Below are 26,837 nucleotides of genomic sequence, written 5' to 3'. Positions count from 1 at the left end.
GCAATCCAGACATTGCGGGACACAGACCGCCGGCTCTCGCGCGCATTTTCCGTTCGAATCATCCGCTGATCCGCCTGGAGATACTCACCGCGGCTCGCTGGATACGATCAAGCGCTCGAACGATCTGTTGCGCAGAGTCCTTGTAGACTTCCTCCGAACGGCGGTACGGGTCGATGACGTCGACCGGTTTCGAGTCCTCTAGAGGCAGATAGCCTCGGCGCGCTGACGCCGACTTGACCGCGGCACGAAGTTTGGCGGTCGTCGAATCGCTCGCGAGGTCCTTGATCTGGCCGTTCGGATTCTGCTCAGCGTTCTCTAGCAGGGCTGCAAACTCTGTGAGCAGGAAGGTGTTCCGGGACGCGCGGGGCAGCAGGCGTACGACCGCGCTGCGATGCTCTGCGGCCATCACCAGTACTAGATCGGCCGCTCTCACATGGTCGACCGCCACCTGACGCGCGACGTGACCCGAGGGATGAGCGCCATACTGTTCTGAGAGCCTTGCCGCCTCCGCAGGCATGCCAGCACCGACCAGAGCCCCGGTACCCGCACTTTCAACCTCTACAACTGGCGTAAGCTCCGAGTGCTCTTGAGCAATTCTGGCTCGGATGAGCTGCTCGGCCTGGGCAGAACGGCAGATATTGCCCGTGCAGACCACGAGAATCCGGAACACATCCGACATGGCTTACGCCTTTCGATCTTCTTCATAGGTGTATGCGTGTCCGTAGCGTCCATACCCGTAGGCGTCAGGGCCCTTGGTGGGAAGCATGGTCGGAATGACTCCGAAGAGCTTGGCTCCGACGTTTTCCAGGGACGTGATTGCCCCCTTGAGTTGGTGTCGATCCGTTTTGCCCGCGGCCACGACGACGATGGCACCGGTCGCGCGGGTGGCGAGGACTGCCGCATCGGTGACTGGAAGCAACGGAGGGGCATCAATCAGAACGACGTCAAACTGGTCTTCCACGAACCGAAGAAGGGCATCCATGCTGGGAGACCCCAGGAGCTCGCTGGGGTTCGGCGGAATGTCACCAGCAGGCAGCACGGCGAGATCGTTTGGCCCCCAGTACTGGACCACGTCTGCCAGGTCGACCTTGCCGATCAGGACGTTGGTCAGGCCTACAGCCCCTTCGAGCCCGAAGTAGTCAGCGATCCTTGGCCGGCGAAGATCCGCGTCGATCACGAGCACGCGCTGGCCGGCTTCCTGCATGGTGATGGCGGTGTTGGCCACCGTAGTGGACTTGCCCTCGCCCTGAATGGACGAAGTGAAGACGAAGCTGCGTTTCGACTCTCCAACCTCCACAAATTGAAGGTTCGTGCGCAACGTGCGGAAGGATTCAGCACGAGGGCTCTTCGGATCCACCTGAACCACAAGCGGCCGCTTTTGGGCCTCAGCGTCATAGACGATTCCGCCCAGGACAGGTGCTTCAGTGACGGCCGAGATGTCGTGCTCGCCCCTAATCCGGGTGTCCAGAACTTCGCGCAGCACCGCGATGCCTACTCCGATGGTGAGACCGACAAGGAACCCGAGGGCAAGATTCAGCGGCACCTGTGGACTGATCGGGGACTCCGGTGCGACAGCCTCCTGGAGGATTTCGACCGAGACAGGACTGGCTTCGTCAGACGTCCCCGGTGTGATCTCTCCGACCACACCGATCAAGCTCTCCGTTGCTGAGTTCGCGATCTCCGCCGCGAGGGTGGGGTCTTCATCGGATGCAGTGATCTGCATCAGTACCGTATCGGCCTGAGTAGACACGGAGACCACTTCCGCCAGCTCCGACGGGGTCTGTTCGAGACCCAGTTCGTCGATCACGGGCTGCAGGACACGCGGGGTGGTGGTGACCTCCACGAAGCTGGCCACGATCTGCTGGGTGTAGCTCGTTCCCTGTCCCAGCTCCGCCACGGAGGAGGCAGAATCTGTGGAGACGTAGACCCTGGTACCCGCCTCATACTGCGGGCTCTGCAACAGAGAGTAGGTGGCTGCGGCGCCGATACCGGCGAGGGTCGCCAACACGATGATGAGCCATCCGCGATGGACGATCCTTAAATATTCACGCAATTCCACGTACTGATGCCCCTAGACTTCCTCGGATATGACCTAGGCAAGCATAAGGGATTCACAGCAAAAACTCTGAGTTGGCTTGAATGAATTCTGTGTTTCGGACGTAGCGGGGCCAGACTCACATCTGGTCGTGGCCAGCGTTCTGCATCTGCCGCAGCTCCTTCTTCAGCTCCCCGATCTCATCGCGCAGCCGGGCCGCGACCTCGAAGTTCAGCTCCTCAGCGGCATGGTGCATCTGGTTGGTGAACTGACCGATCAGGTCGGTGAGGTCCTTGGCCGGGGTCTGGGATGCAAGCGACTTGCCAGACTTCGTGTCCTTGCTCTCATCCCCCTCCTCGCTCTCGAAGCTGGTGTAGCCGCGGTGGCCCTTGCCGTACTGGAAGCCGGTGGCCAGGCCACCCATCCCCTGCAGCAGCTCCGCGGTGTCCGCGTCCTCACGGGCCAGCTGGTCGGTGATGTCCGCGATCTTCTTCTGCAGCGGAGTGGGGTCGATCCCGTGCTCTGTGTTGTACGCGATCTGGCGGTCCCGGCGGCGGTCGGTCTCATCGATCGCCCGTCGCATGGAGTCGGTGATCCGGTCCGCGTACATGTGCACCTCGCCGAAGACGTTACGCGCGGCACGCCCGATGGTCTGGATCAGCGAAGTGGAGGAGCGCAGGAAGCCTTCCTTGTCCGCATCCAGAATCGCCACCAGGGAGACCTCGGGAAGGTCCAGACCCTCACGAAGCAGGTTGATCCCCACCACCACGTCGTGAACGCCGCGGCGCAGGTCCCGCAGGATCTCGATCCGCTTCAGCGTGTCCACATCCGAGTGCAGGTACTCCACCTTGATGCCGTTCTCCAGCATGTACTCGGTCAGATCCTCCGCCATCCGCTTGGTCAGAGTGGTGACCAGGACGCGTTCGTTCTTCGCGGTGCGGGTGCGGATCTCCCCCAGCAGGTCATCGATCTGACCCTTGGTCTTCTTCACCACAATCTTCGGATCCACCAGACCGGTGGGACGGATGATCTGCTCCACATAGCCATCGGCCTGGTCCAGCTCATACCGGCCCGGGGTGGCCGAGAGGTATACGGTCTGCCCGATCCGCTCCAGGAACTCATCCCACTTCAGCGGCCGGTTATCCATGGCCGAGGGCAGCCGGAACCCGTGATCTACCAGGGTGCGCTTCCGCGACATGTCTCCTTCATACATGCCGCCGATCTGCGGGATGGTCACATGGGACTCATCGACGATCAGCAGGTAGTCATCCGGGAAATAGTCCAGCAGACAGTGTGAGGCGGAGCCGGGTCCGCGTCCGTCGATGTGCCGGGAGTAGTTCTCGATGCCGTTGCAGAAGCCCATCTGCTGCATCATCTCGAGGTCGTAGGTGGTGCGCATGCGCAGCCGCTGGGCCTCCAGCAGCTTGTCCTGGGACTCCAGCTCCTCGAGCCGGACCCGCAGCTCATCTTCGATCCGGCTGATCGCGCTGGCCATCCGCTCATCCCCGGCCACGTAGTGGCTGGCGGGGAAGATGTACATCTCTTCTTCCTCCCGGACCACGGTGCCGGTGAGCGGGTGCAGGGTGGAGATGGATTCGATCTCATCACCGAAGAACTCGATGCGCACCGCGAGCTCCTCATACATCGGGATGATCTCCACGGTGTCCCCACGCACCCGGAAAGTGCCGCGGTGGAAGTCGGTGTCATTGCGGGCGTACTGCATCCCCACGAAACGGCGCAGCAGCTCATCGCGCTCGATCTTCTCCCCCACCTTCACCGCGACCATCTGACGGATGTACTCCTCCGGGGTGCCCAGGCCGTAGATACAGGAGACGGTGGCCACCACCACCACGTCCCGCCGGGTGAGCAGCGCGTTGGTCGCCGAGTGGCGCAGCCGCTCCACCTCCTCATTGACCGAGGAGTCCTTCTCGATGAAGGTATCCGTCTGCGGCACGTAAGCCTCGGGCTGGTAGTAGTCGTAGTAGGAGACGAAGTACTCCACCGCGTTATTCGGCAGCAGCTCCCGGAACTCGTTGGCCAGCTGCGCGGCGAGGGTCTTGTTCTGCACCATGATCAGCGTGGGCCGCTGGATCCGCTCGATCAGCCAGGCCGCCGTCGCCGACTTGCCGGTGCCGGTGGCGCCCATGAGCACCACGTCCTTCTCGCCGCCCTCGATCCGATCGGCCAGCTCCTCGATCGCCTTGGGCTGATCCCCCGAGGGCTGGTAGGGGCTGATGACCTCGAAGGGGGCGACGGTGCGGCTGATCTTCTGAGCGAGACTCATGGATCCATGCTACTGCGCGGCTATGACACGCCTGCGGAGTTTCTCGTACAGCTCATCGACCTGGACGTAGAGCTGTTCCAGGGTCCCGGAGTTCTCCAAGACGACGTCGGCCACGGCCTTGCGCTGCGCCTCGGTGGCCTGGGCGTCGATCCGGGACCGGGCGTCCTCGGGGGTGCTGTTCCGGTGCTCCACCATGCGCTGCAGCCGCTGCTCCTCGGGGGCGGAGACCACCACGACGACGTCGAACCGGTCCGCCTGGCCGGTCTCCACCAGCAGCGGGATGTCCTCGACCACCACGGCGCCTTCGGGGGCCTGCTCGCGCAGCGCGTCCCGGGCTTCCCGGACCCGAGGGTGGACGATGGCATTGAGCTGGTTCCGGGCGTCCCCATCGGCGAAGACGATCTTGCCCAGCGCCTCACGGTCCAGCGCACCGGAGGCGGTGAGCACCTCGGGGCCGAAGGTCTGGACCACCTGATCCAGCCCCTCGGTGCCGGGCTCCAGCGCCTGCCGGGCCAGCAGGTCGGCGTCGATGATCAGGGCGCCGTGTTCGGCCAAACGTGCGGAGACCGCGGACTTGCCCGAGGCGATGCCACCGGTCAGGCCCACTGAGAGGATCTGGTGCATCCCTTGAGTTTAGGACACACGCGTTCGGGGTGGCCTGCCTCGCAGAGACTCAGCGGCTCAGACATGCAGCGCTCAGTCGCTCAGTCACTCAGCAGCTCGGACACTCAGCTCAGTCGCTCAGCGTCTAGGTCAGCCTCCGGTGCGCCGGAGGTGATGCGGCCGGGTGCTCCGCCATCAGTTCCGCGCCGATGCTGACCAGGTGCTCGGTGACCGTGCGGACGGCGAGCCGTTCGTGGCGGTCGGGCCGGCTCAGCGCGACGATGCTGCGCGCCGCCCGGACGCCGGTGAGCGGGCGCAGCACCACGGCGGGACCGGGCCGGGTGCTGAACCTCGGAAGCAGGCCGATCCCGGCACCGGCGCCCACCAGTGACTCCAGCAGGTGGTTGTCCCGCAGCCGCAGCGTCCGGTGCACCGGACGTCCGGTGAGCTGCTCGATGGCCACCGGGATGGCGTCGAACGGGTAGCCCTCAGGCACCCCGACCCAGTCTTCATCGACCACATCGCGCGGGCGCAGCTCGGTCTTGGCCGCCAGTGGATGATCCGCCGGAAGCACCACGTCGATGGGTTCCCGGGTGAGGACCGTGGCCACCAGTCCTTCGGCCCCGCCGGGGACCTCGCCGCTGAGGCTGTGACTGATCACCAGGTCCGCGTCCAGGGCGCGCGCCGCGAAGTCTGCCTCGGCGATGTCGAAGTCATCAAGGCTCAGCGTGATCGCGGTGCCGCGCAGCCGGTGCAGCAGCTGCGGCAGCAGCACCTGACCGCCGCTGGGCAGGGTGCCGATGCTGACCTCTCCGCGGGGTTCCCCGGTGGCGGCGTCCAACCGGGCCTGAACCCGGGCCAGGCTGGAGAAGACCTCATCGGCGCCCTCGGCGAGCAGCTGCCCCGCCGGGGTGAGCCGCACTCCGCGGGAGTCCGGCTCCACCAGCTTCACCCCGAGTTCCCGCTCCGCGGTGCGCAGCTGCTGGGACAGCGCCGAGGGGGTGCGGTGCAGGGCCTGCGCCACCGCGGTGAGCGTGCCGCGCGCGGCGATCTCCCGGAGCAGCTGGAGGTGGCGCGGCTGCAGGGTCCGGGTCTGCAGGCTGAGGTCCTGCGGCTCCGGTGTCTGCGAGCTCGGCGGCTGTCCGCTGTCGGCCTGCGGAAAGGAGTCATCCATGTAGCAAAGCTACATGCCTAGTACAGAATCATTCAGTAGACCTGAAGAGAGGATCGGCGCGAGGATGGACCCATGCCGCTGCGCCATACTCTTCTCGCCCTGTTGGTCGCCGTCCTGTGGGGGCTGAACTTCCTGGCCATCCGGATCTCACTGGACCAGTTCCCGCCGCTGTTCCTGGCCGGGCTGCGCTTCCTGATCCTGGCACTGCCGGCGCTGCTCTTCGTGCCCTGGCCCGGGGTGAAGGTCCGGTACCTGCTCGGCTACGGGCTGGGCTTCGGGACGCTGCAGTTCTTCGGGCTTTACCTGGGGATGTCCGCGGGGTTCCCCACCGGGCTGGCATCCTTGGTGCTGCAAGCCTCGGCCCCGTTCACCGTGCTGCTCGGCGCGCTGGTGCTCAAGGAGCACATCACCGGACGGCGGGCGCTCGGCGTCGGCGTCGCCGTGGTGGGCCTGGGGCTGGTCGGGCTCTCTCGTGGGGTCCTGGACGGGTGGACCCCGTTCCTGTTGGTGCTCTTCGGGGCCTTCGGCTGGGCGCTGGGCAACCTGGCCTCGCGGAAGGCGCAGACCGACCGGCCGATGGCGCTGGTGCTGTGGATGGCCGTCGTCCCGCCGATCCCGCTGCTGACCGTGGCGTTTTTGGTGGAGGGACCCGAGCAGATCGGGGCTGCGCTGGGGAGCTCGTTCAGCCTGGCCGCGATCCCGGCCTGGCTCGGGCTGAGCTACACGATCCTCTTCGGCACCGTGGCCGGAGCCGGGATCTGGGTCTGGCTGATGCGCCGGCACCCGGCGGGCACCGTGGCACCGTTCTCCATGCTGGTCCCGGTGGTCGGGATCCTGGCCGCCTGGGCCGCCCTGGGTGAGGTGCCTACCTGGCTGGAACTCGGAGGCGGGGTGCTGGTGGTCAGCGGGGTCATCTACGCCTCGGTCCGCGGCACTCCCCCGGCACAGCCCGCGCCAGAACCTGAACTGGAGACTGAGGCTGAGCCTGGGGCCAGGGACGTTCAGTCGTCCGCGATTGCACCCTCGCCGTCGAGGTAGTCGGCCACCGCCCGGCCGAACTGATGCTGCGCCTCGGGGGTGAGGTGGATCCCGTCATAGGTCATCCCCTCACGGAAACCGCCCTCGGGGCTGCGCACGAACTCGAAGCCATCGAAGTACTCCCATCCCCTGTCCCGGGCAAGGTCCTGCAGGGACTCGTTGTATTCGCTGCTGGTGGGTCTGAACTCCCGGTCCAGCGGAGGGATGGCCAGCACCAGCACACGATCCGTTGGCGCCTTGGTGACGATCGCGTCGAGGCTGGAGGCGGTCTGTTGGAACGGGATTCCTTGGGCGAGGTCGTTGGTTCCGGTCAAGACGATTAACGTGTCTGCCCCGGTCACGCCATGGAAGCTCTGCGCCTGGAGATCCGTGGTCGCCCCGGTCACCGCCCACCCGCCGGCGAAAATGTGGCCCTCGGCGAGCAGGGTCGAGACCCAGGAACCATTCCCGATCTGCCCGGCGCCGAAGTCCGCTGAATTGGCCTGCGTGTGGGAATCACCCACTACAACGACGCCGCCATCTTCTGCCACAGAAGGGGCCTGCGCGGCAGCCTCAGGCTCCCGCGTGACGGCAAGGACCACCAGCAGAACGCACACCCCGAGGGCCAGCAGAAGCACAGATACCGACGTGACCACGCGGGAGGTGCTTCGGGGCCGGCGCTGCTGGTTCACAGGCGTCAGGCTATCGCAGCCGGTGCCGGTGATACGGCCGCAGACAGAGCTGCCCGGCTCCTCCGTGGAAGAGCCGGGCAGCTGTGAGCGGATCACGTCTGATGGACCTGTGCAGACCAGCGGGTGCTGATCAGCGCGTGCAGATCAGCGGTTGTTGTACGTGCCCTCCGGCTGGGTGGGATCCACGGTGGGAACATCCCCGGTGCGAACCCGGTACTCCTCCACGATCGGCGGCTGCTCGGCGTGGTCCACATCCGGAGCGTTCTCCGGCTGGGTGCCCTCGTGGTAATCCGGGGCGACCACGGCTTCGCTGAGCGAACCGTCGGGCTCCTCCATGCGGCGCTCGTACTCCTCCGGGGGCAGCGTGCGCAGCCAGCGGCGGGTGCGCAGAAAGCCGACCTCGCCGGCGTCCTCGCGCATCGCCCGGGAGAGGTTGTACATCATGAAGTAGCCCAGGATGAAGAACGGCAGACCCAGCACCAGGGCCACGTTCTGCAGCGCCTCCAGCCCGCCCTCACCGGTGGCGGTGAGCAGCACCGCGGCGATCAGACCGATGGAGATGGTCCAGAAGGCCCGCTGGTGCAGCGGCGCCTTGCCCTCGTAGCCGTTGCACATGTCATCGAGGACCAGGGAGCAGGAGTCCATGGAGGTGATGAAGAAGATGCCCACCAGCATGATCGCGATCGAGGAGGTCAGGGTGGCCAGCGGGAACTCCGCGAGGAACGCGAAGAGCGCGCCCTCCACGCCCTGGTCGAGCACCGTGTCCACCACGCCGCCGTCCCCGTTGAGCTCGATGTCGAACAGCCCGGTGCCCCAGATCCCGAACCAGATGATGGTGAACAGTGTGGGCAGTCCGAGCACGCCGGCGACGAACTGGCGCACCGAGCGGCCGCGCGAGATCCGGGCGATGAAGATGCCGACGAACGGCGCCCAGGCCACGGTCCAGGCCCAGTAGAAGATGGTCCAGCTGTCCTGCCAGCCGGTGTTCGACAGCGTGTCATTCCACAGCGCAAGCTCCGGGAGCATGGTGGCGTAGGTGCCGGCGAACTCGACCACCCCGCGCAGCATGAACACCGTGGGGCCGGTGGCCAGGATGAAGATCAGCAGCAGGATGGCGGTCCAGATGTTGAAGTTCGAGAGCCGCTTGATCCCCTTGTCCACACCGAGGACCGCGGAGATCGTGGCAATCAGGGTCACCACCGCGATGATCAGGATGAAGTTCCAAGCCGCGTCGCTGATGCCCAGCAACCTGGCGAGGCCGGCCTGGATCTGCAGGGTGCCCAGGCCGATCGAGACGGCGACGCCGAAGATCGTGCCAACCACGGCGAAGATGTCGATGGCCTTGCCGGCGGGGCCGTGGATTTTGTCACCGAGCATCGGCTGGAAGATCGAGGAGACGCGCGGGGGCAGGTTCCTCTTGTAGATGAAGTAGGCGAAGGCCAGCCCGGGCAGCGCGAAGATCGTCCAGGTGTGCAGGCCGAAGTGATACAGCGTGAAGCCCATGGCCTCATTCGCGGCCTCCATGGAGCGCGGTTCGATGCCCTCCTGGGCGCCGCGCGGCGGCTCCGCGAAGTGGTAGGCGGGCTCGGCCACGGCCCAGAACATCAAGATGGTGCCGATGCCGGCGGCGAAGAGCATGCCGAACCAGGCGAGGTCGGAGTGTTCTGGTTCGTCGCCGTCGTTGCCCAGCTTGATCCGGCCGAAGCGGCCGGCGGCCTTATAGACCAGGAAGATCAAGAAGATCGTGACTCCGGAGATGTAGAACCAGCCGAGGTGGTCATAGATCCATCCGGAGCCTGCACCGAAGAACTCGCCCATCCCGGTGGGCATGATCAGGGTCAGGATCACGAATCCGATGACGATCGCGGCGGATCCGAAGAAGACGATCGGGCTGGTTCGCAACCTCATGAGGTCGTGGAGCCGTTGCAGCATCATTGCCTTTCGTGGAAGTTGTCGCCGCCCACGCCCGCCAGATGCTGCAGCGCCTGGCTCGGCCCAGGAGCACGAGTCTGACGGTCTGACCGCCTGACAGGCGGGATGATCGTCACTACGCTATGGAATTTGCGCCGCCGATGCACACTCATCCCCCGCGGATCGGCGGGATTTCAGGCTCTCCAGGGCGGTTTGCGGGTCCCCGCGGCAGGTTCTCTCCCGGCATGACCAGCATTCACACTGCGGTATCTCATTCCAGTAACGATTCTGTGTAGAACCTGGTGTGGACCTGTTCGGGAGCCTGGATTCGGTCGCTGCGCGCGGCGGCAGCATCGGCGCCGAGGCGCAGAAGGCGCATCCTCTAAGCTTGCTGCATGCCTTATCCTGCGGGTCAGACCCCCGATGTCCAGCCCTCCCCGCTCACGCAGAACTTCGACTTCACCCCGATCAGTCCCCCGCCCGACGCCGCAGACCTGCTGCTGCTCGACACCGCCGCCGCCTGGTGGGCCCAGGGGCACCCGCGGGAGGGCGTGCTGATCCTCGATGACCGCTCCGGGGCGATCACGCTGCCGATTCTTCACTCGCTGATCTCCGAGGCCGGCAAGCCTGGTTCCGCCTGTGCCCGGGCGGAGGATGCGGTCTCCGCGGTGCGGGTGCTCGCCGATGAGCTCGGTGCGGAGCGTGCGCTGCAGGGCAACGCCCGCCGCGCGAACCTGCCCGCCCCGGTCCCTGCTGAGCTGCCAGAGCTGACCGAGCAGGCCCCTGACGCGTTCACCGGGGTGCATACGGTGCTGATGCACCTGCCGCGGTCCTTGGAGACGCTCACCGACTGGGCGTGGCTGATCCGCGAGCACGCGGCGGCCGACGTCGTCGTCTTGGCGGTGGGCCGGGACAAGCATATGAACCATTCCATGAACCAGGTGTTGGAGAAGCACTTCGAGGACGTCTCTGCCGGCCGTGGCCGGTCCAAGTCCCGGGTGCTCACCGCCCGGGCACCGCGCGACGGCGTGCCCAGCTCCGCGCCGCGGAAGAATACGCACAAGGTGTCGATCCCCGGGAAGGGCACCACCGAGCTGACCCTGTGCAGCCTGGGCGCGACCTACGGCGGGACCAAGCTGGACCCCGGCACCCGGCTGATGCTCGAGGCGGTGGAGGCCCACCCGGAGTTCCCCGGCGCGGAGTACGTGCTGGACTTCGGCTCCGGCAACGGCACGGTCAGCGCGTTCCTGACCCTGCGCCACCCGCAGCTGCACGTGGTCGCCACGGATCATTCGGCCTCCGCGGTGCAGTCCACCCAGCTCACCGCCGAGGCGAACGGGGTCGCGGACCGGGTGGAGACGGTCCGCGATGATGCGCTCTCCCGCTTCGAGTCCGGCTCCGCCGAGGTGATCCTGCTCAACCCGCCCTTCCATCAGGGCAACGCCGTGGACCCCGGCGCGGCGCACCGGCTGATCCGCGCCGCCGGCCGGGTGCTGGCCCCGGGCGGGCGGATCTACAGCGTGTGGAACTCGCACCTGAAGCACCGCAGCGTGCTCTCCAAGGAGGTCGGGCTCACCGAGCAGCTGGCCCGGGACGCACGGTTCACGGTGACGGTCTCCACCAAACGCTGAGGCCGCTGCCGCGGGCATCGGGCGCACGCGGAACGTTGCAGACGCAGAGAAGGCCGGTTCCACCCGAGGGTGGAACCGGCCTTCTTCGTCTCACTCAGGCGGGATCAGTGATCCGCCTGCGTGGTTCAGCTGTTTCCGGTGAGCTTCTCGCGCAGCGCAGCCAGCGCCTCGTCGGAGGCCAGCGTGCCGGCATCCTCGGAGGAGGTGTTCTGCGAGGAGGAGTAGTTCGACGGAGCAGGCTCAGACTTGCTGGAGCTGCTCGAGGAGCTGGAACCGACGGTCGCCTGTGCGGCGGCCTCGGCGTCGGCCTCGACTGCTGCCAGGACCTGCTTCTTGTGAGCTTCCCAACGCTCCTGGGCCTTGGCGTACTGAGCCTCCCAGGTGGAACGCTGCTCGTCGTAGCCTTCCATCCACTCGTTGGTCTCCGGGTCGAAGCCCTCGGGGTACTTGTAGTTGCCGGCGTCGTCGTACTCGGCGTCCATGCCGTAGACGGCCGGATCGAACTCGGCACCCTCGGGATCGACACCCTCGTTGGCCTGCTTCAGCGAGAGGCTGATGCGGCGGCGCTCGAGGTCGATGTCGATGACCTTCACGAAGAGCTCGTCATTGACGGAGACGACCTGCTCGGCGAGATCAACGTGGCGCACTGCCAGCTCGGAGATGTGCACCAGACCCTCGATGCCGTCTTCCACGCGGACGAATGCACCGAAGGGCACCAGCTTGGTGACCTTGCCGGGGACGACCTGGCCCAGCGCGTGCGTGCGGGCGAAGGTCTGCCACGGATCCTCCTGGGTGGCCTTCAGGGACAGCGAGACGCGCTCGCGATCCATGTCCACCTCGAGGACCTCCACGGTGACTTCCTGGCCGACCTCGACAACCTCGTTCGGGTGATCGATGTGCTTCCAGGAGAGCTCCGAGACGTGAACCAGACCGTCGACGCCGCCGAGATCCACGAACGCACCGAAGTTCACGATCGAGGAGACGGTGCCGGTGCGGACCTGGCCGCGCTCGAGCTTGTTCAGGAAGGAGGAGCGGACCTCGGACTGGGTCTGCTCCAGCCATGCACGGCGGGAGAGGACCACGTTGTTGCGGTTCTTGTCCAGCTCGATGATCTTGGCTTCGATCTCCTGGCCGATGTACGGCGCGAGATCGCGGACACGGCGCATCTCGACCAGCGATGCGGGCAGGAAGCCGCGCAGGCCGATGTCGAGGATGAGGCCGCCCTTGACGACCTCGATGACGGTGCCGGAGACGACGCCGTCCTCTTCCTTGATGCGCTCGATGTCGCCCCAGGCGCGCTCGTACTGTGCGCGCTTCTTGGAGAGGATCAGGCGGCCTTCTTTGTCCTCCTTGGTGAGGACCAGAGCCTCCACCAGATCGCCGACGGCGACGACCTCGTCCGGGTTCACATCATGCTTGATGGACAGCTCGCGGGACGGGATGACGCCTTCGGTCTTGTACCCGATGTCGAGGAGGACCTCATCGCGGTCGACCTTGACGATGGTGCCCTCAACGAGGTCTCCGTCGTTGAAGTACTTCATAGTCGCGTCTACCGCGGCGAGGAACTCTTCTGCGGTGCCGATGTCATTGACGGCGACCTGTGGGGCAGTGGTGGTGGGGGTCATGTAGTAGGGGCTCCGATATGGATTGTGGCTGGCTTGGTCAGTGCACGGGCTTGCCATGCAAGATGGCACTCTGGTGCACACAGTGCTGGACAGATGAACAGGGGAAGCTCGCCTGGTCCCGATTCCGGCGGTGACGCCGAAGGGCGGACCCTCGAGCATGATCTGCATCAGATGTCGGGGTCGACTCTGTGCGTAGAACGCGCTGGGTCAGTTTATACCGGTGATCCAACCCGAATCAACCGACGTCGCGGCCTGCAGGCTCGCTCAGAAATGCGTGGCACAGAAGGGCGGTGCCGAGAGGTCCATGATCCGAGAGATCCGCTCCACGTCTGCCGCGGTGGTCTCGCCGAGCCGCCGGGCGGCGTGCAGCGTGCGCACCGAGACGTCGCCCAGGTAGAGCGAGCCCAGGGTTTCCACGCTGACCTGGAGCGTCGGCAGTTCCGCTGAGTGATCCTCGGCGGTGGACCCGGCTGCTGGGGCGACCGGTGCGTCAGCCGCAGCGGCGCGGGTGACAGTAGCGGCGCCGTCGTCGACCTGGACCGTGAAGCTGCCACCGGTGATGCCCATGGCGTCCTCAACGTCGAGCCGGAAGGCGCCGTCGACGTTCCAGGCGCGACCTTCCAGGGCCTTCACCACGTCGAGGATCCGGACCCAGAGCAGGTCGCGGAGCCCGGTGACCTTGTAGCTGCGCGGGTTCACCAGCGCGTGTTGCAGCGGGTCAGCCAGCGGTGCGGTGCGCATGGTGGCCCGGCGGACGATGTCGAGCCCGGCGATGTAGTCCCACAGTGCCAGGTGGCTCTGGTCGTCGGCGGCGATCAGGTCGCCGATGCGGATGGTGCTGGGCTCGGTCTCCCAGCCTTCGTGCCGGTAGGTCACGTAGCCGCCGATGCTGCCGTCCTCGCGGACGTGGACGGCGGCGCGGAGCTTGCGGTTCCAGGAGCTGAGGTCCTCGGGGTTCCAGCGCGCTGTGGCGGCCTTCTGGTAAGTCTGCTGCCGGCCGATGGAGCCGCGGGTGCGGTGGTGGAAGGCTTCGAAGCTGGTACCGATGACCTCGTCGAGCTTGACCGGGTCTGCGGAGATGACCCGTCCGGCCGGCTCGCGGCGCAGCGCGAAGCCCTGGCCGTGGCCTTCTCCGAGGTCCACCTGGATGTTGGCCTCGCGGGTGGCGCAGCCGAAGCCGAATCGGCCGTAGATGCCACCCTCGGACACGGTGAGCGCGGCCACGGGCACGCCGTCCTCCACCGCGCGAGCCAGCGCGGAGGTCATCATGTGCTTGAGGATGCCACGGCGGCGGAAGCTCGGGCTCACCGTGACCACGGTGATCAGCCGGGCGTCGATCGGGCCGTCCGGCCCCCCGGCGTTGAGCGTCTTGTCGTAGTCGAGGAACGTACCGACCGGATGGTCGGCGTCGAACCCGACCTGCGTATGGGCGCTGCCCCAGGCTGCCTCGGCGGCGTCGTCCCGGTCCACGTAGACCGCAGTGATGGTCTGCTCGTCCTTGATCAGGACCTGTCCGATGTGGTTGATCTGCTCGTCGCTGAGCCAGGGCTCATAGAACCCCTGCTCGGCGGTCCGAATGAAGGCCGCGATCTTCGCGTTCACCGTTTTGCCGTCCGGGTTCATGGACACGGGGAAGGTCTCGCTGCGCAGGCCTGCGGCGAGCGGGGCGATCTCGGGCTTCTGGGGTGCGTGTTGGTCTGCCACGATCCACAACATTATCGCTCCGGTGGTGCGGGGGCCAGACGAGAGTCGGGACAGGACCGGCAGGGATTTCATTGACAAGCGTCGATCTATCTCCCCATACTCAATATCGACAGCCATCAATCTTCCAGATGGCCGCTACCCGCCGCCGCGGACGCCTTCTGCTCCACACACCTGCTGACCCGCACACCTGGAGGGACCAGACCATGAGCACACCATCCCCCGCCGAGGACGCCACCGGCGCACATGAACACGTCCTGCACCGGATCAGTGAGGAACTCGCCGCGACGTACAGCGGGGGGTTCGCCGCCGAGACGATCGAGCGCTACGTCTTCGAGTCCTATGCGGCTCTGGCCCGCACGGCCAAGATCAAGACTTACCTCCCGATCCTCACCCGCCGCTTTGCGCAGGACCGCCTCAGCGCCCTGGCCCACGCCCAGGGCAAACAGCCCAGCGGGACCCCGGAGGTCCTGTTCGTCTGCGTGCAGAACGCTGGACGTTCCCAAATGGCAGCGGCACTGCTCAAGGACCTCGCCCAGGGCGCGATCAACGTCCGTTCCGCGGGGTCGATGCCCGCCGAGCACCTCGACGCGAACGTGGTCACCGCCATGGAGGAGATCGGCATCAGCCTTGAGGAGCAGTTCCCGAAACCCCTCACCGACGACGTCGTCCAGGCCGCCGACGTGGTCATCACCATGGGCTGCGGCGACACCTGCCCGATCTACCCCGGAAAGCGGTACGAGGACTGGAACATCAGCGACCCTGCGGCGCTGGACCTCGAAGGTGTCCGCAGCGTGCGCGAGGTCCTGCGGAGCCGGGTCCAGGAACTCGCCGCCTGAGGCGCTTAGACGGTGAGGCGCTGAGGCACTCACGCACTCAGGCTCGGAATCGTCAGGACTCAGCGGCGTCAGTGCTGCCGGGTGAAGAAAGGGATGCTCAGCGGGTACCGGTAGGGGCGACGGTTGAAGGCCGCGATGGCGCCGCGGATCGCGAAGATCAATGCCAGGAGCATCAACAGAGCGGTGAGCAGCCACACCACAAGGAAGACCATCGGGTCGATGAACACGAGCACCGCTCCGACAAAGACAAGAGGCACCCCTATGACGATGAAGGTGAGGTGCCAGTTCAGAGTGGCCCGCCCGTGATCATCCAACATCCGGCTGCGCGAGCGGAAGACCAGCCAGAGCACCAGCGGACCGAGGAACCATGCGATGAAGCCACCGAGATGGATCCCGACGCCCCACCCCTGCTCCTCCCCTTCGGTCATGGGTTGCGGTGCCGGGGCTGGCGCAGTCGAGTAGTCCACAGTCACTCCAGAATGTTCAGGATCTTTTAGTTCCCCAAGGACACTAACAGGGACCCACATCCCAGAGACAGGGAGCTGCTTGTCAGAGCGGGGTCAGAGACCGGGAAGCTCAGCATGTGCCGGAACATGCAGCAGCGACTGCCGCTCCCCATTGGCGAGCCGCCCCAGACGCCGGAGCCCGGCCCACATGGTGGCCTGATTGGCGGTGACGATGGGCTTGCCCAGTTGAGCCTCCAACGGTGCGATGAGGTCATAAGTGGGCAGATTGGTGCAGCTGACCACGATCGCCTCAGCCTCGGGCGCATCGGCCTGCCGGATCAGCTCCGCCGTCTGGGCGTAGGGCACCTCCCAGATCCGCTGGTCGAGCCCCAGCGCGGCATGACCGGCCATGGTGACGCCGTACTCGTTGAGGAAGGATCCCAGCAGGAGCGAAAGCGCCGAGGTGTAGGGCGTCGCGATCGAGACATGACGAATTCCGAGGACCCCAAGAGCTTCCACGATCGCGCCAGAGGTGGTCACCGCGTCTCGCGAACCGGCAGCAGTCATCGCGCGGACAAGCTCTTCCTGCCCTGCCCGGCCATGCACAAAGCTCCCCGAGGCGCAGGCATAGAGCACGGCTTCCGCACGACCGGCGGTGACGCTGCGGACGCCCTCGGCGACTACCCGCGTCTGCGCCACTTCCCGGGCGAACTCCACGGTGACCACGTCGTCGAAGAACGGGGTCCGGGTGACCAGCAGGTCGACGTCGTTCGGCAGCCAGCGCCACAGCTCGGCGTCAAGCTCCATATCGAAGGGCACGACGACACCGAGCGCCCGGCGGGCCGGTGCATGGGGCAGGACTCCCTGAGCCTCCGGTGTCATCTCTGCTCCTCCGAACTCTGGGGCGGTTGGGTGTGGCAAGCCTGGGCGCGTGCCGTGGCCGGGATTCTCAGACCGTCTCGGCGCGGTCGAAGCTGAGCGTCTCCCCGCGAGCGCCGCCCATCCAGATGTCCTGACACGCTTCGGCCAGCTCGACGAGACCCTCCTCGACCGTGGCGAAGACATTCCCGGGCACCCAGCCGACGTCGCCGTTGATCAGCAGGTTGTTGCGTCCGTAGAAGACGGCAAGATCGATCAGCAACCGGTTCTCACCGGTGCCTGCAGACGCGTCATACCCATAGGCGGGGTTCTCCAGGACACCATCGAAGGTGAAATAGCACAGGTCCCCCGGGATCGGTGTGACCGTCTGATTCTCCGGGCCGGGCTCCTCTGCGGCGAAGGCTGGGAAGAGTGCGTAGATCTCATTGCGCGCGAACTTGCCGTGGAAGACCTGTCCGGACTGGGGCAGGGCCCGCCACACGGCCTCGGCGGTGCGCGGGGCTTCGTTGTCGAGCAGGCGAGCGCGGGCCGTGACGCCGCGCCTGCCCAAGGTGATGGTGAGGTATCGAGTCATCAAGAGCCTCCATCCGAAGCGAGTGCGGTCACCGTGCGCGCGCTCTATGATTGTCGACAATCTACCGGTAGTTTCTCTGAAAGGCACGCACCCCACCTCGGGCGATGTTCCGCAGGCAGGGGGTACAGGCACCGACCGCAGGCACCGACCGCATCATGAGAGGGCCCCACGATGCACACCCTCGCCATCCTCTACCCGGGTTACAGCGCGGAGGACGAGTTCCCCGCTCTTGAGAGGCTCATTCCGGACGTCTCCTTCCCCGTGATCCACACCTGGGAGGGCAGCACGGAGCACGACGTCGACGCCTTGCTGGCCCTGGGTTCGCGGGAGAATCTGGTGCCCGCCGCAGAGCAGGCTCGCGAGCTCTCCCCCGACGCAGCCATCTGGGCGTGCACCTCGGGCAGCTTCGTCTATGGCCAGGACGGATCCCGGGACCAGGCCGGATGGATCAAGGATGCCGTCGGTGTCCCCTCCTCCTCCACCTCACTGGCCTTCGCGGCAGCGGTGCACCATCTGGAACTGAGTCAGGTTGCCGTGGCTGCGACCTACCCACGGGAGGTCGCCGGGTACTTCGTCCGGTTCCTCCAGCAGAACGGGATCACGGTGACCGCGCTGTCCAGCTACGGGGTACCCAGCGGTGAGGACGCCGGCCGGTTGGACGCCGCATGGGTGTTGGACACCGCTCGCGCCGCAGATCTGACCGGGGCGCAGTGTCTGCTGATCCCGGACACCGCGCTGCACACGATCGCTGTGCTCCCCCAGCTCGAGGACGCCCTGGGCGTCCCGGTGCTCACGGCCAATCAGGTCACCGCCTGGCACGGGCTCCGCCTGGCCGGCCACCCGGCGCGCGCGAAGCGGCTCGGGGCACTGTTCGATCGCTGATTATGCCGCACAGCGGGCCGGCAGGACCTGAGGCCCTCATCCAACGAGCGGCCCCCTGGCGACTCAGGACGGTTCGTGCCGCGGGTCCTGAAGTGGAGCATTCTGGCGCGGGCGCCGATCCTGGGCGGCGCTGGGCTGCTGGGCCAGATGGTGATCCGGGTGCTGGTGCTGGTGCTGGTGCTGGACCGAGCGCTTGCCCGCGTCCTGGGCCGCAGCGTGGTGGTGGATCTGGTGGTCCACCGCATCGCGCACCTGGCCCTGGCCTTCGGTGAGCCTGCGGCGGTTCAGCGCCTTGGCGACAATGCTCTTCTCGCCGAAGAACCCGTGACCGGTGGCAGCGGCGGCAATCGCCACCGCCAGGTATCCGATGATGACCCCGACGATGTCATCGACGATGTAATGCCAGCCGAAGTACAACGTCGCGAGCACCGTCAGCCCGAAGAACGTCCAGGCGAAGATCCGCACGCCGAGGTGCTGTCCGGTGCGCTGCATGAAGTAGGCCGCGGCGAAGGTGATCGAGGTGTGCAGCGAGGCGAAGGCGGCGACGCCGTGGATCACCTCGCTGGACTCGGGGTTGGAGAGGAACTGCAAGCGGTTGTTCAACAGGGCATCCTGCAGACCAGCCACGGTGGTGTCGGGGAGGCTGGCGTAGAGGTCCGGGCGGGCGTAGATCGGGCCCAGCGCCGGATAGAGGTAGTAGCTCGCGGTCCCGATGACCCAGTTCAGGCTCAGCGTGGTGGCGTACCAGGCGCCCACCGCAAGGTTGCGGTTGAGCACCAGAAAGATCCCCAGGGTGATGGGGATCAGCGGCAGGTAGGCCATGTAGACGAAGGAGAGCACCTGGGCGGTGAAGTCGACGCCGAACATGTCGTGGAGCACGATCGCAGGATCCACACCCCCGAACATCCACTTGTCCAGCTCCAGGAGCTCCTGGTCGAACAGGACGCCGTCGCGGTGGACCGGCAGGACGTTCTTGAGGTTCCGGTACCCGACGTAGCAGACGTAGAACGTGGCCAAGCCGGTTGCGATGTAGAGGAGTCGCCGAAGGCTCCATTCGTAACGCAGCACGTCGACGACGCCGGGGCCGATGTTCTTCCAGCCGGAGCGTCGAACTGCGGCGGGCACCAGTCCCACGGCGAAGAGCAGCAGCCCCAGCAGCGGCAGCCGCACCCAGGCGGGGCCGAGGAATCCATCGGGGTCTCGCAGCGCCACATCCACGGACACCGAGGCGATCACCGAGATGGCCCCGATGACCAGGGACACGCTCACCCCGAGGGTGTACGGCCAGGATTTCAGCCAGCTCAGCCAGCGGGCACTTCTGGGATGTTCATCTTGCGTTTGACTACTCGACATCGGCACCACACCTGGGAGAACTAGGATCAGAGCGACATACGCACTGACAACGACAACGCCCCGCCGAGAGCGAGGCCATCACCGCGCGTCGGATTCATTCCGACGCCGACGTGGTCCGGTCCGCCTGGTCGTTGCGCGAATTGCGGGCAAAAGAATTCTATAAAGCGGGGACAATATCACTTGCGTGACCCCTTCACCATACGCCCGCAGCCCGGCATTGAACGGTTTCAACGCGAAAAGCCACGTGATCAGACCGGCGAGCAGGATGCAGCTCAGCACCATGACCCACGACGGAACGTGGTCCAAGCTCTGACCCAACGGGGGGTTCAGCGCCCGGATGACGAAACCGTGCAAAAGGTAGACGGCCAGTGAATGGCGTCCCACGGTGCCCAGATATCCCGGCTTGTTCGACACGAAGGAGCAGAACGCCACGGTGCTCAGCGCGGCGCTCAGCCCGACGATCGCGCGCGCGGCGGCTCCCTCCGGCACGGGGACCTCATGCCATTCAAAGTTCCGGACGCCGTAGAACCAGATCTTGTCGGTGTCATTGAGGTAGAACAGCAGCATCGGCAACGCTGCCGCGAGCGCGAGCCCGGCCTTCTGGGGGTTCGTTCGGTCACCGGCCCAGCTCAGGATCCGCGAGCCGTAGAGCTTCCCGACGACGAAGAACGGCCAGAACACCAGGGTCCGCGACAACGAGAGCTCATAGTCGTAGGTGGGGATGATCCCGCCGAACAGGGCCGCGAGCAGCGAGATGCCCAGCAGGGCTCGCGGGAACCGCTCGATCAGCGGGGTGCTGAGGGTCCACCACACCATGGCGAGCAGGAACCAGGTGATCCAGTACGGCACCAGCGGGTCGAAGTCCGGGTTGAGTCCCAACAGGCTCATCCACCCGTAGTAGAGCGGCAGGGCGGTGGCCAGGAGCACCAGGAAGAACGTGACCCGCTGCGGCAGCCGGTCCGACTTCGCTGTGATGCCCGCCAGGAAGACGAAGGCCGGCATGTGGAAGGAGTAGATGACGGTCTGGAACACGCGCAACAGTGCGTCGTCCCACGGGGTGACCGCTGCGAACAGGTGCCCCAGGACGACGAGGTAGACGAGCGCGCCCTTCGCGCGATCGAGTCGGTGATTTCGCTGACCCACGCGCTCACCCTAGGCAGGGTTAGTCGGCGCAGACCCGATGTGAGCTGGATGAGCCCTGGGGGTTGGCCTGATTCTCAGCGGCTCAGCTCAGTGCGCGGCCTCGTGCCAGGAGGAGCCCACGCCCACGTGGACGTCCAGCGGGACGTCGAGCTCGGCGGCGGACCCCATATGGGTGGTCACCAGCTTCTCCAGGGCGTCGCGCTCCCCTGCGGCCACCTCGAAGATGAGCTCATCGTGGACCTGCAGCAGCAGCCGGGACTCCAGGCCCTCGGCGCGCAGCGCGGAGTCCACGCCGATCATCGCCTGCTTGATGATGTCCGCTGCGGAGCCCTGGATCGGGGCGTTGAGCGCGGCGCGTTCCGCCATCTGGCGCAGCTGCCGGTTCTCGCTGGAGAGATCTGGCAGGTAGCGGCGTCGCCCGAAGATCGTGGAGGTGAACCCGTCCTGTTTGGCCTGGGTGACCACCTCGCGCAGATAGTCACGGACCCCGCCGAAGCGTTCGAAGTACTCGTTCATCAGGTTCCGAGCCTCATCGACCCCGATGCCGAGCTGCTTGGAGAGACCGAAGCTGGAGAGCCCGTAGGCCAGCCCGTAGCTCATCGCCTTGACCTTGGAGCGCTGCTCCGGGGTGATCTCGCTGGCCTCGACCCCGAACACCCGGGAGCCCACAAAGTTGTGCAGGTCCTCCCCGGCCCGGAAGGCCTCGATCAGGGCCTGGTCTCCGGAGAGGTGCGCCATGATGCGCATCTCGATCTGGGAGTAGTCCGCGGTGAGCAGGGTCTCGTAGCCGGGACCCACCACAAAGGCGTCGCGGATCTTGCGCCCGGCCGCGGTGCGCACCGGGATGTTCTGCAGGTTCGGGTTCAGCGAGGAGAGCCGTCCGGTGGCCGCCACGGTCTGCGCGTAGGTGGTGTGGATCCGACCGTCCCCATTCACGGCCTCCATCAGTCCGGTGACGGTCTGGCGCAGCTTCGTGGAGTCCCGGTGGTTCATCAGGTGCACCAGGAAGTCGTTCTGGGTCTTGATCAGCAGCGCCTGCAGGGTCTCCACATCGGTGGAGTAGCCGGTCTTGTTCTTCTTCACCCCGGCGGTGGGCAGCTCGAGCTCCTCGAAGAGCACCGTCTGCAGCTGCTTCGGCGAGCCCAGCTTCACCTCGTGTCCGACCACTGCGTAGGCCTCCTGTGCGGAGGCCTCGATGGCGGCGGCGAACTCCGCGTCCAGTGAATCCAGCTTCTCCGGGCTCACCGCGATCCCGGTGAGTTCCATCTGCAGCAGGATCTCGGCCAGCGGGATCTCCATCTCGCGCAGCAGCTTCTCCCCGTTGCGCTCCACCAGCTGCTCCCCCAGCGCCTGGGAGAGCTGATGCAGCAGCATCCCATGCAGCGCGGCGGCGTCCAGGTCCTCGGCGGTGACCCCGGTCAGCAGGTCCTGGGAGGAGAACAGGTCCGGGCCCTGCGAAGAAGAGGCCTCGGCGTCGTCCTGGTCATGGCAGCCGAGGTAGGAGGCCGGGTCAGTGGAGGCACCCAGGTACTGCGTGACCAGCTCGGTGAAGGCGAAGTTCCGCCGGTCCGGCTGGATCAGGTAGCCCGAGATCAGGGTGTCCTCCACGGCGCCGCGCAGGTGCAGCCCACGCCAGGCCAGCCGCTTGCCGGCGTCCTTGATGTCGTGGACCAGCTTCGGCGCGGCCGGGTCACCCAGCCATTCCGCCAGCACCGCGTCGGCGGCCGAGTCGAGGGAGGTCAGCGAGAGCGCCAGCGCCGGGACGCCGGTCGGCTCGGCGGCGGGATTCGCGGCGTCGTCGTCGTTGTCCTTCTCAGCAGCGGCCTCAGCGGCTTCGGTGAGGTCACCGGAGGCTGAGGGCACCAGCACGACGGCGAGGGCCTCGGCCACCCGGGCGGCCTCATCCCGCTTAGGCTTGGTGGTCAGCGATTCGCCGCTGCGGTCCAGGCAGACCGCGATCGCCATCGGCGCGCCGGCGTGAGCCTTGAGGAACTCGGAGAGCTTCTCGGCATCTTCGGTCACGGTGACCTCGGGCAGCGCCTCGGTGGGAGTGGGGGCGACCACGGTCTCAGGGAAGCGCGCGGCGAAGGTCTCGAAGAGCCGCTCGCGGATCTGGTTGAACTGCAGCGCGTCGAAGAGCGGGTCCAGCACCTCCCGGTCCGGGACCTGGAGTTCGGCGTCCTCCAGGGTCACCGGCAGATCCAGGTCACGCAGCAGCAGGTTCAGCTCCAGGTTGCGCTCGACGTCGGCCAGCGCCTCCCGCAGGTTCTCTCCGGCCTTGCCGCTGATCCGATCCGCGTTCTCGATGATCCCGCGGGTGGAGCCGTACTCGGTGATCCATTTCGCGGCCGTCTTCGGGCCGACCTTGGGCACACCGGGCAGGTTGTCCGCGGACTCCCCCACCAGCGCGGCGAGGTCCGGGTACTTCAACGGCGGGACCAGGTACTTCTCCTCCACCGCGGCCGGATCCAGCATCGCCACCTTGGAGAGACCGGAGGTGGGGTACATCAAGGTGGTGCGCTCGGTGACCAGCTGCAGGGTGTCCCGGTCTCCGGAGACGATCAGGGTCTCCCAGCCGGCCGTGTCCGCCTTGGTGGCGTAGGTGGCGACGATGTCATCAGCCTCGTAGCCCTCGGAGGTCACCACGGCGATGTTCATGCCCTCAGCGACCTGCTTGATCAGGTCGATCTGGCCGCGGAACTCCTCGGGAGTCTTCGCGCGGCCGCCCTTGTACTCGGCATAGGAGGTGTGTCGGAACGTCGGGGTGTCCAGGTCGAAGGCCAGGATCACGTGGGTGGGGAGCTCCTCACGGATCAGCTTGAGCAGCATGTTCGTGAAGCCGTGCACCGCGTTGGTGTACTGGCCGGAATCCGTCAGGAAGCTCTCGGTGGGCAGGGCGTAGAACGCCCGGAACGCCATGGAGTGACCGTCGATGACCAGGAGTTTATTTGGGCTAGAAGACACGAGCCCCAGCCTATCGCGCGCCCCGGGTTCGCCCCAGACCTGCCCCGCCGCCGGGGCTGCCGCTGGGTCAGCCTTGGGCCGGGGGTAAGGCGGGGCTGTCGGCGCTGCCGCTGGGTCCGCAACATCTAAGCTGGTCCCCATGACTTCTCAGCATGATGCCCTCAACCACGTCACTGCCGCTCAGGCTCCCGCCGGGCCCACCCCGTTCCCCACCGATGAGGAGCGCCTCGCCCTGATGGAGGCCGCCGGGATCCCCAAGGAGTACCAGCAGTGGACCGGCCCGCACGGGGTCACCCCGCTGGGCGTGAAGATGGGGCTGCGCTATGTGGAGATGCACCCGGACAAGATGGTCGCGACCCTCCCGGTGGCGGGCAACGAGCAGAACATGGGCCTCTTCCACGGCGGCGCGCATATGGTGCTCGCCGAGACCCTGGGCTCGATCGCCGCGATCCTGCACGCCCGGGTCAACCTGGGCGTGGACAACGCGGTGGTGGGCACCGAGCTCGGCGCCACCCACCACCGCTCGGTCACCGAGGGCCTGGTCACCGCGACCTGCACCCCGATCAACCTGGGCCGCCAGCTGACCAGCCACGAGATCGTGATGACCGACGACGCCGGCCGCCGGCTCTCGACCGCCCGAATGACGAACATGATCCTGCCCAACCGGGGCTGATCGGCGGTTCCCGGGCGCCTCTGAGCGAAGCCGTCTCGGCATTCAGCTATCCGTCGCACTCCTATGCGATGTCCCATGGCTATGGGCGTGCATAGGGATGGGACATCGCATAGGGATGCGATAGAGCGGTCAGGGGAGAGAAAACGCAGCCTGGACCAGGGGGAGAATCTTCGCGTGATGCCGCATTCCCGGGCGGATCGATGAGCTGGGCAACTTTTTTTGAGATTTCCCCATCCAATCCTGATTCGGCTCCGAACACGGTGTGCGTGGCGTGATCGAGACCACGCTTAAAAGACTTAAGAACACATCACCTTGACGAGGAGTCCACACATGCGTACCTCCAAATTCTTCGCTGTCCCGACCCTGGCCCTGGGAGCGATGCTCCTGAGCGCTGGCCCCGCAATGGCCCACTCCGGCCACGGCCCCGAGACCGACGGCGCCACCACCGCCGATTCCAGCCAGTCCTGGTCCTTCCAGACCAGCCTGGACCCGCTGAACAACTCCGGCACCGTCGGTGACGTGCTCATCGAGGGCCAGGGCAACCAGGCCACCGTCTACATGACCGTCGACGGAGCAGCCGAGACCTTCATGGATGGCCCCTTCCCCCACGCTCAGCACATCCACTTCGGCGCCCAGGGCCTGTGCCCGCCAGCCGATGCTGATCAGAACGGCGACGGCGCAGTCAACGTCGAAGAAGGCGCACCCTTCTACGGCGGCATCGGCTCCTCGCTGACCATCGAGGGTGACACCTCGGCCGATTCGGCCCTGGCCGTGGAGCGCTTCCCCGGTGGGTCCAGCTACACCTACGAGCGCAGCCTGGAGATCCCCGATGACGTGCTGGCCTCCATCGTTGATGGCACCGGCGTCGTCGTGGTCCACGGCGTCGATCCCACGGTCCTGACCGAGGAAGCCGCGAACGCACCGTCTGAGCTTGATGAGTCGCTGCCGCTGGCCGCGACCCTGCCCGCAGCCTGTGGCACGCTGACCGCCTCGCAGATGGACGGCATGCCCGAAGGTGGCGCTGACACCGGCGTGGCCGCTGGCTCCGAAGGTGCCGGCATGGCCCTGGCCGCAGGCGGCGGAGCCCTGGCACTGGGCGCGATCGGTGCCGGTGCCTACATCATGCGCAAGCGCCCCACCGAGTCCTGAACCGGACTCCCCGAGCCCTCGCTCATCGGTGATGACGTCAGAGATCTGACGCTGAAGCCATGAGTCAGACAGCCAAGTCAGCGGCTCTGCAGAACCTCGCTGGTTCTGCAGAGCCGCTCTTGGCTCTACGTCCCCGCGCTAAAGTATCTTTCACGGGGACTGTAGATTGTGAGGACCTCCACTTCCGGGCGGAAAGTGGCAGGTTGAATGAGATTGTTGCCGCCCAGAACGTCCACTCTGAAAGGGAGCATCGATGCCTCCGCTCCGCAGCGAACATCGCACACTCATCCCGGCAGTGCCAGGCAGCCCCCGTCGCGGCGGCGTCGTCGCCATCACCGCGGCACTGATGCTGGCTCTCTCGGCATGCTCCCCCGGTCAGGACGGCGAGGCCGGGGCAAGTGAAGAGACCGCTCCCGCAGCTGTTGAAACACAAGCCGGCGCTCCGGACCCCAGCGAAGGTGCCAGGACCGAGGACGACGCCCCAGCCGAGGCTTCTCCTTCTGACGCGCAGGACTCCTCCGATTCGGAGGATGCCGGTGAAGATGCAGCCGAGGAGGACTCGGAGGCCGAGTCCGAGACGGGCACCGACGCCGAGAGCGCCGATGAGCCAGCCGAGAGCGCGGCCACCCCGCCGGTCTCCTTCGAGATCCCCGCCATAGGCGCCGGCTCAGAGCTGCTCCACCTGGGCCTTCGAGAGGACAACACACTGGAGGTCCCACCCGGCGATCCCGGCTCCCCGGCCAGCTGGTACACCGGGTCACCGGCCCCTGGCGAGCAGGGACCCGCCGTGCTGTTGGGCCACGTCGATGACTCCCTCGGCCAGCCCGGAGTCTTCGCGGACCTGCCAGATCTTGTCGAAGGAGATGAGATCACCGTGGAACAGGAAGACGGCAGCACCGCCACCTTCGAAGTCACCAAGGCCGAGCAGTACGGGAAGAACACCTTCCCCACCCTCGAGGTCTACGGCAACACCGAGGATGAAGAGCTCCGGCTGATCACCTGCGACGGATACAACCAGGCCACCGGGGAGTACGAAGACAACTACGTGGTCTACGCGACCCTCGTCGGCTGACAGGGGTCCACCCGGCCGGAGAACCCGGTGAGATCTGGCCGGTCGAAACGCAACAATGGGGTCCTGAACGACGACTCTGCGTCCCCGATCCTCACGCGCGTACTGCCAAAGTACCCCGGGCGTTCATGTAAAACCGATTCTTTCTTATTATTTTCTTCGAGCAACTTTAATAGTATGGTGAGACAGGCGT

General features: G+C 66.2%; 22 protein-coding genes. 7 read left to right on the top strand and 15 right to left on the bottom strand.

The window, feature by feature from the left end; all coding sequences use genetic code 11:
* Positions 1-58: 58 nt before the first annotated feature.
* From HNR11_RS09935 to HNR11_RS09915, 5 genes are all read right to left on the bottom strand, one after another.
* Positions 59-679 (bottom strand): arsenate reductase/protein-tyrosine-phosphatase family protein, encoded by a 621-nt coding sequence (locus HNR11_RS09935; RefSeq protein WP_179442141.1) that lies wholly within the window; start codon positions 677-679, stop codon positions 59-61.
* 3 nt (positions 680-682) lie between these two features.
* Positions 683-2,059 (bottom strand): polysaccharide biosynthesis tyrosine autokinase, encoded by a 1,377-nt coding sequence (locus HNR11_RS09930; protein WP_179442140.1) that lies wholly within the window; start codon positions 2,057-2,059, stop codon positions 683-685.
* Positions 2,060-2,174: 115 nt separating this feature from the next.
* Positions 2,175-4,319 (bottom strand): excinuclease ABC subunit UvrB, encoded by a 2,145-nt coding sequence (gene uvrB, locus HNR11_RS09925; RefSeq protein WP_179442139.1) that lies wholly within the window; start codon positions 4,317-4,319, stop codon positions 2,175-2,177.
* 9 nt (positions 4,320-4,328) lie between these two features.
* Complete coding sequence (coaE, locus tag HNR11_RS09920) at positions 4,329-4,943, bottom strand: dephospho-CoA kinase (protein WP_218849686.1); 615 nt, start codon at positions 4,941-4,943, stop codon at positions 4,329-4,331.
* 124 nt (positions 4,944-5,067) lie between these two features.
* Positions 5,068-6,096 carry a LysR family transcriptional regulator gene (locus tag HNR11_RS09915; protein WP_246310380.1) on the bottom strand — a complete coding sequence of 343 codons (1,029 nt, stop codon included), beginning with the start codon at positions 6,094-6,096 and terminating at the stop codon, positions 5,068-5,070.
* Positions 6,097-6,168: 72 nt separating this feature from the next.
* On the opposite strand from HNR11_RS09915, the gene HNR11_RS09910 reads away from it, so the two are divergent.
* Positions 6,169-7,134 carry an EamA family transporter gene (locus tag HNR11_RS09910; RefSeq protein ID WP_179442138.1) on the top strand — a complete coding sequence of 322 codons (966 nt, stop codon included), beginning with the start codon at positions 6,169-6,171 and terminating at the stop codon, positions 7,132-7,134.
* On the opposite strand, the gene HNR11_RS09905 is transcribed toward HNR11_RS09910, so the two are convergent.
* Both HNR11_RS09905 and HNR11_RS09900 read right to left on the bottom strand, forming a co-directional pair.
* The gene (locus HNR11_RS09905; RefSeq protein WP_179442137.1) at positions 7,098-7,805 is read right to left on the bottom strand and encodes a GDSL-type esterase/lipase family protein; all 708 of its coding nucleotides are present in this window, start codon (positions 7,803-7,805) and stop codon (positions 7,098-7,100) included. The genes HNR11_RS09910 and HNR11_RS09905 overlap by 37 nt on opposite strands.
* Before the next feature lie 144 nt (positions 7,806-7,949).
* The gene (locus HNR11_RS09900; RefSeq protein ID WP_179442964.1) at positions 7,950-9,737 is read right to left on the bottom strand and encodes a BCCT family transporter; all 1,788 of its coding nucleotides are present in this window, start codon (positions 9,735-9,737) and stop codon (positions 7,950-7,952) included.
* 374 nt (positions 9,738-10,111) lie between these two features.
* Between HNR11_RS09900 and HNR11_RS09895 the strand changes: the two genes are divergently transcribed.
* The gene (locus tag HNR11_RS09895; protein ID WP_179442136.1) at positions 10,112-11,347 is read left to right on the top strand and encodes a class I SAM-dependent methyltransferase; all 1,236 of its coding nucleotides are present in this window, start codon (positions 10,112-10,114) and stop codon (positions 11,345-11,347) included.
* Between the two features lie 125 nt (positions 11,348-11,472).
* On the opposite strand, the gene rpsA is transcribed toward HNR11_RS09895, so the two are convergent.
* Positions 11,473-12,972, bottom strand: coding sequence for a 30S ribosomal protein S1 (gene rpsA / locus HNR11_RS09890; protein ID WP_058889434.1), 1,500 nt, complete (start codon positions 12,970-12,972; stop codon positions 11,473-11,475).
* A 264-nt stretch (positions 12,973-13,236) separates the two neighbouring features.
* Positions 13,237-14,676, bottom strand: coding sequence for a GNAT family N-acetyltransferase (locus HNR11_RS09885; protein ID WP_179442135.1), 1,440 nt, complete (start codon positions 14,674-14,676; stop codon positions 13,237-13,239).
* Positions 14,677-14,879: 203 nt separating this feature from the next.
* Between HNR11_RS09885 and HNR11_RS09880 the strand changes: the two genes are divergently transcribed.
* A complete protein-coding gene (locus tag HNR11_RS09880) occupies positions 14,880-15,512 on the top strand; it encodes an arsenate reductase ArsC (RefSeq protein WP_179442134.1) in 633 nt (210 codons plus the stop codon).
* Positions 15,513-15,580: 68 nt separating this feature from the next.
* Here HNR11_RS09880 and HNR11_RS09875 read toward each other — a convergent pair whose 3' ends face one another.
* From HNR11_RS09875 to HNR11_RS09865, 3 genes are all read right to left on the bottom strand, one after another.
* Entirely contained in the window at positions 15,581-15,979 is a 399-nt protein-coding gene (locus HNR11_RS09875; RefSeq protein WP_218849685.1) for a DUF4870 domain-containing protein, read from the bottom strand.
* Positions 15,980-16,072: 93 nt separating this feature from the next.
* Entirely contained in the window at positions 16,073-16,840 is a 768-nt protein-coding gene (locus tag HNR11_RS09870) for a maleate cis-trans isomerase family protein (protein WP_179442132.1), read from the bottom strand.
* 67 nt (positions 16,841-16,907) lie between these two features.
* The gene (locus HNR11_RS09865) at positions 16,908-17,411 is read right to left on the bottom strand and encodes a DUF3830 family protein (RefSeq protein WP_179442131.1); all 504 of its coding nucleotides are present in this window, start codon (positions 17,409-17,411) and stop codon (positions 16,908-16,910) included.
* A 171-nt stretch (positions 17,412-17,582) separates the two neighbouring features.
* Here HNR11_RS09865 and HNR11_RS09860 point away from each other — a divergent pair, with 171 nt between their 5' ends.
* Complete coding sequence (locus HNR11_RS09860) at positions 17,583-18,293, top strand: maleate cis-trans isomerase family protein (RefSeq protein ID WP_179442130.1); 711 nt, start codon at positions 17,583-17,585, stop codon at positions 18,291-18,293.
* A 63-nt stretch (positions 18,294-18,356) separates the two neighbouring features.
* On the opposite strand, the gene HNR11_RS09855 is transcribed toward HNR11_RS09860, so the two are convergent.
* The 3 genes from HNR11_RS09855 to polA all read right to left on the bottom strand — a co-directional run bounded on the left by HNR11_RS09855 (position 18,357) and on the right by polA (position 23,894).
* On the bottom strand, positions 18,357-19,562 hold the full coding sequence (locus tag HNR11_RS09855; protein ID WP_343050644.1) for a phosphatase PAP2 family protein: 1,206 nt from the start codon (positions 19,560-19,562) through the stop codon (positions 18,357-18,359).
* 162 nt (positions 19,563-19,724) lie between these two features.
* The gene (locus HNR11_RS09850) at positions 19,725-20,789 is read right to left on the bottom strand and encodes an acyltransferase family protein (RefSeq protein WP_179442129.1); all 1,065 of its coding nucleotides are present in this window, start codon (positions 20,787-20,789) and stop codon (positions 19,725-19,727) included.
* Between the two features lie 87 nt (positions 20,790-20,876).
* The gene (polA, locus tag HNR11_RS09845; RefSeq protein ID WP_179442128.1) at positions 20,877-23,894 is read right to left on the bottom strand and encodes a DNA polymerase I; all 3,018 of its coding nucleotides are present in this window, start codon (positions 23,892-23,894) and stop codon (positions 20,877-20,879) included.
* On the opposite strand from polA, the gene HNR11_RS09840 reads away from it, so the two are divergent.
* The 3 genes from HNR11_RS09840 (at position 23,893) to HNR11_RS09830 (ending at position 26,647) form a co-directional block, all read left to right on the top strand.
* Entirely contained in the window at positions 23,893-24,426 is a 534-nt protein-coding gene (locus tag HNR11_RS09840; protein ID WP_179442127.1) for a hotdog fold thioesterase, read from the top strand. The two genes, polA and HNR11_RS09840, sit on opposite strands and share 2 nt — an antisense overlap.
* 330 nt (positions 24,427-24,756) lie before the next feature.
* The gene (locus tag HNR11_RS09835; RefSeq protein WP_179442126.1) at positions 24,757-25,575 is read left to right on the top strand and encodes a hypothetical protein; all 819 of its coding nucleotides are present in this window, start codon (positions 24,757-24,759) and stop codon (positions 25,573-25,575) included.
* Between the two features lie 253 nt (positions 25,576-25,828).
* A complete protein-coding gene (locus HNR11_RS09830) occupies positions 25,829-26,647 on the top strand; it encodes a class F sortase (protein WP_246310377.1) in 819 nt (272 codons plus the stop codon).
* Positions 26,648-26,837 lie beyond the last annotated feature (190 nt).

It is taken from the genome of Nesterenkonia sandarakina, from assembly GCF_013410215.1.
Lineage (GTDB): Bacteria > Actinomycetota > Actinomycetes > Actinomycetales > Micrococcaceae > Nesterenkonia > Nesterenkonia sandarakina.
Note: the sequence above shows the minus strand (reverse complement) of the source record. Positions and strands in the feature narration are given on the sequence as shown.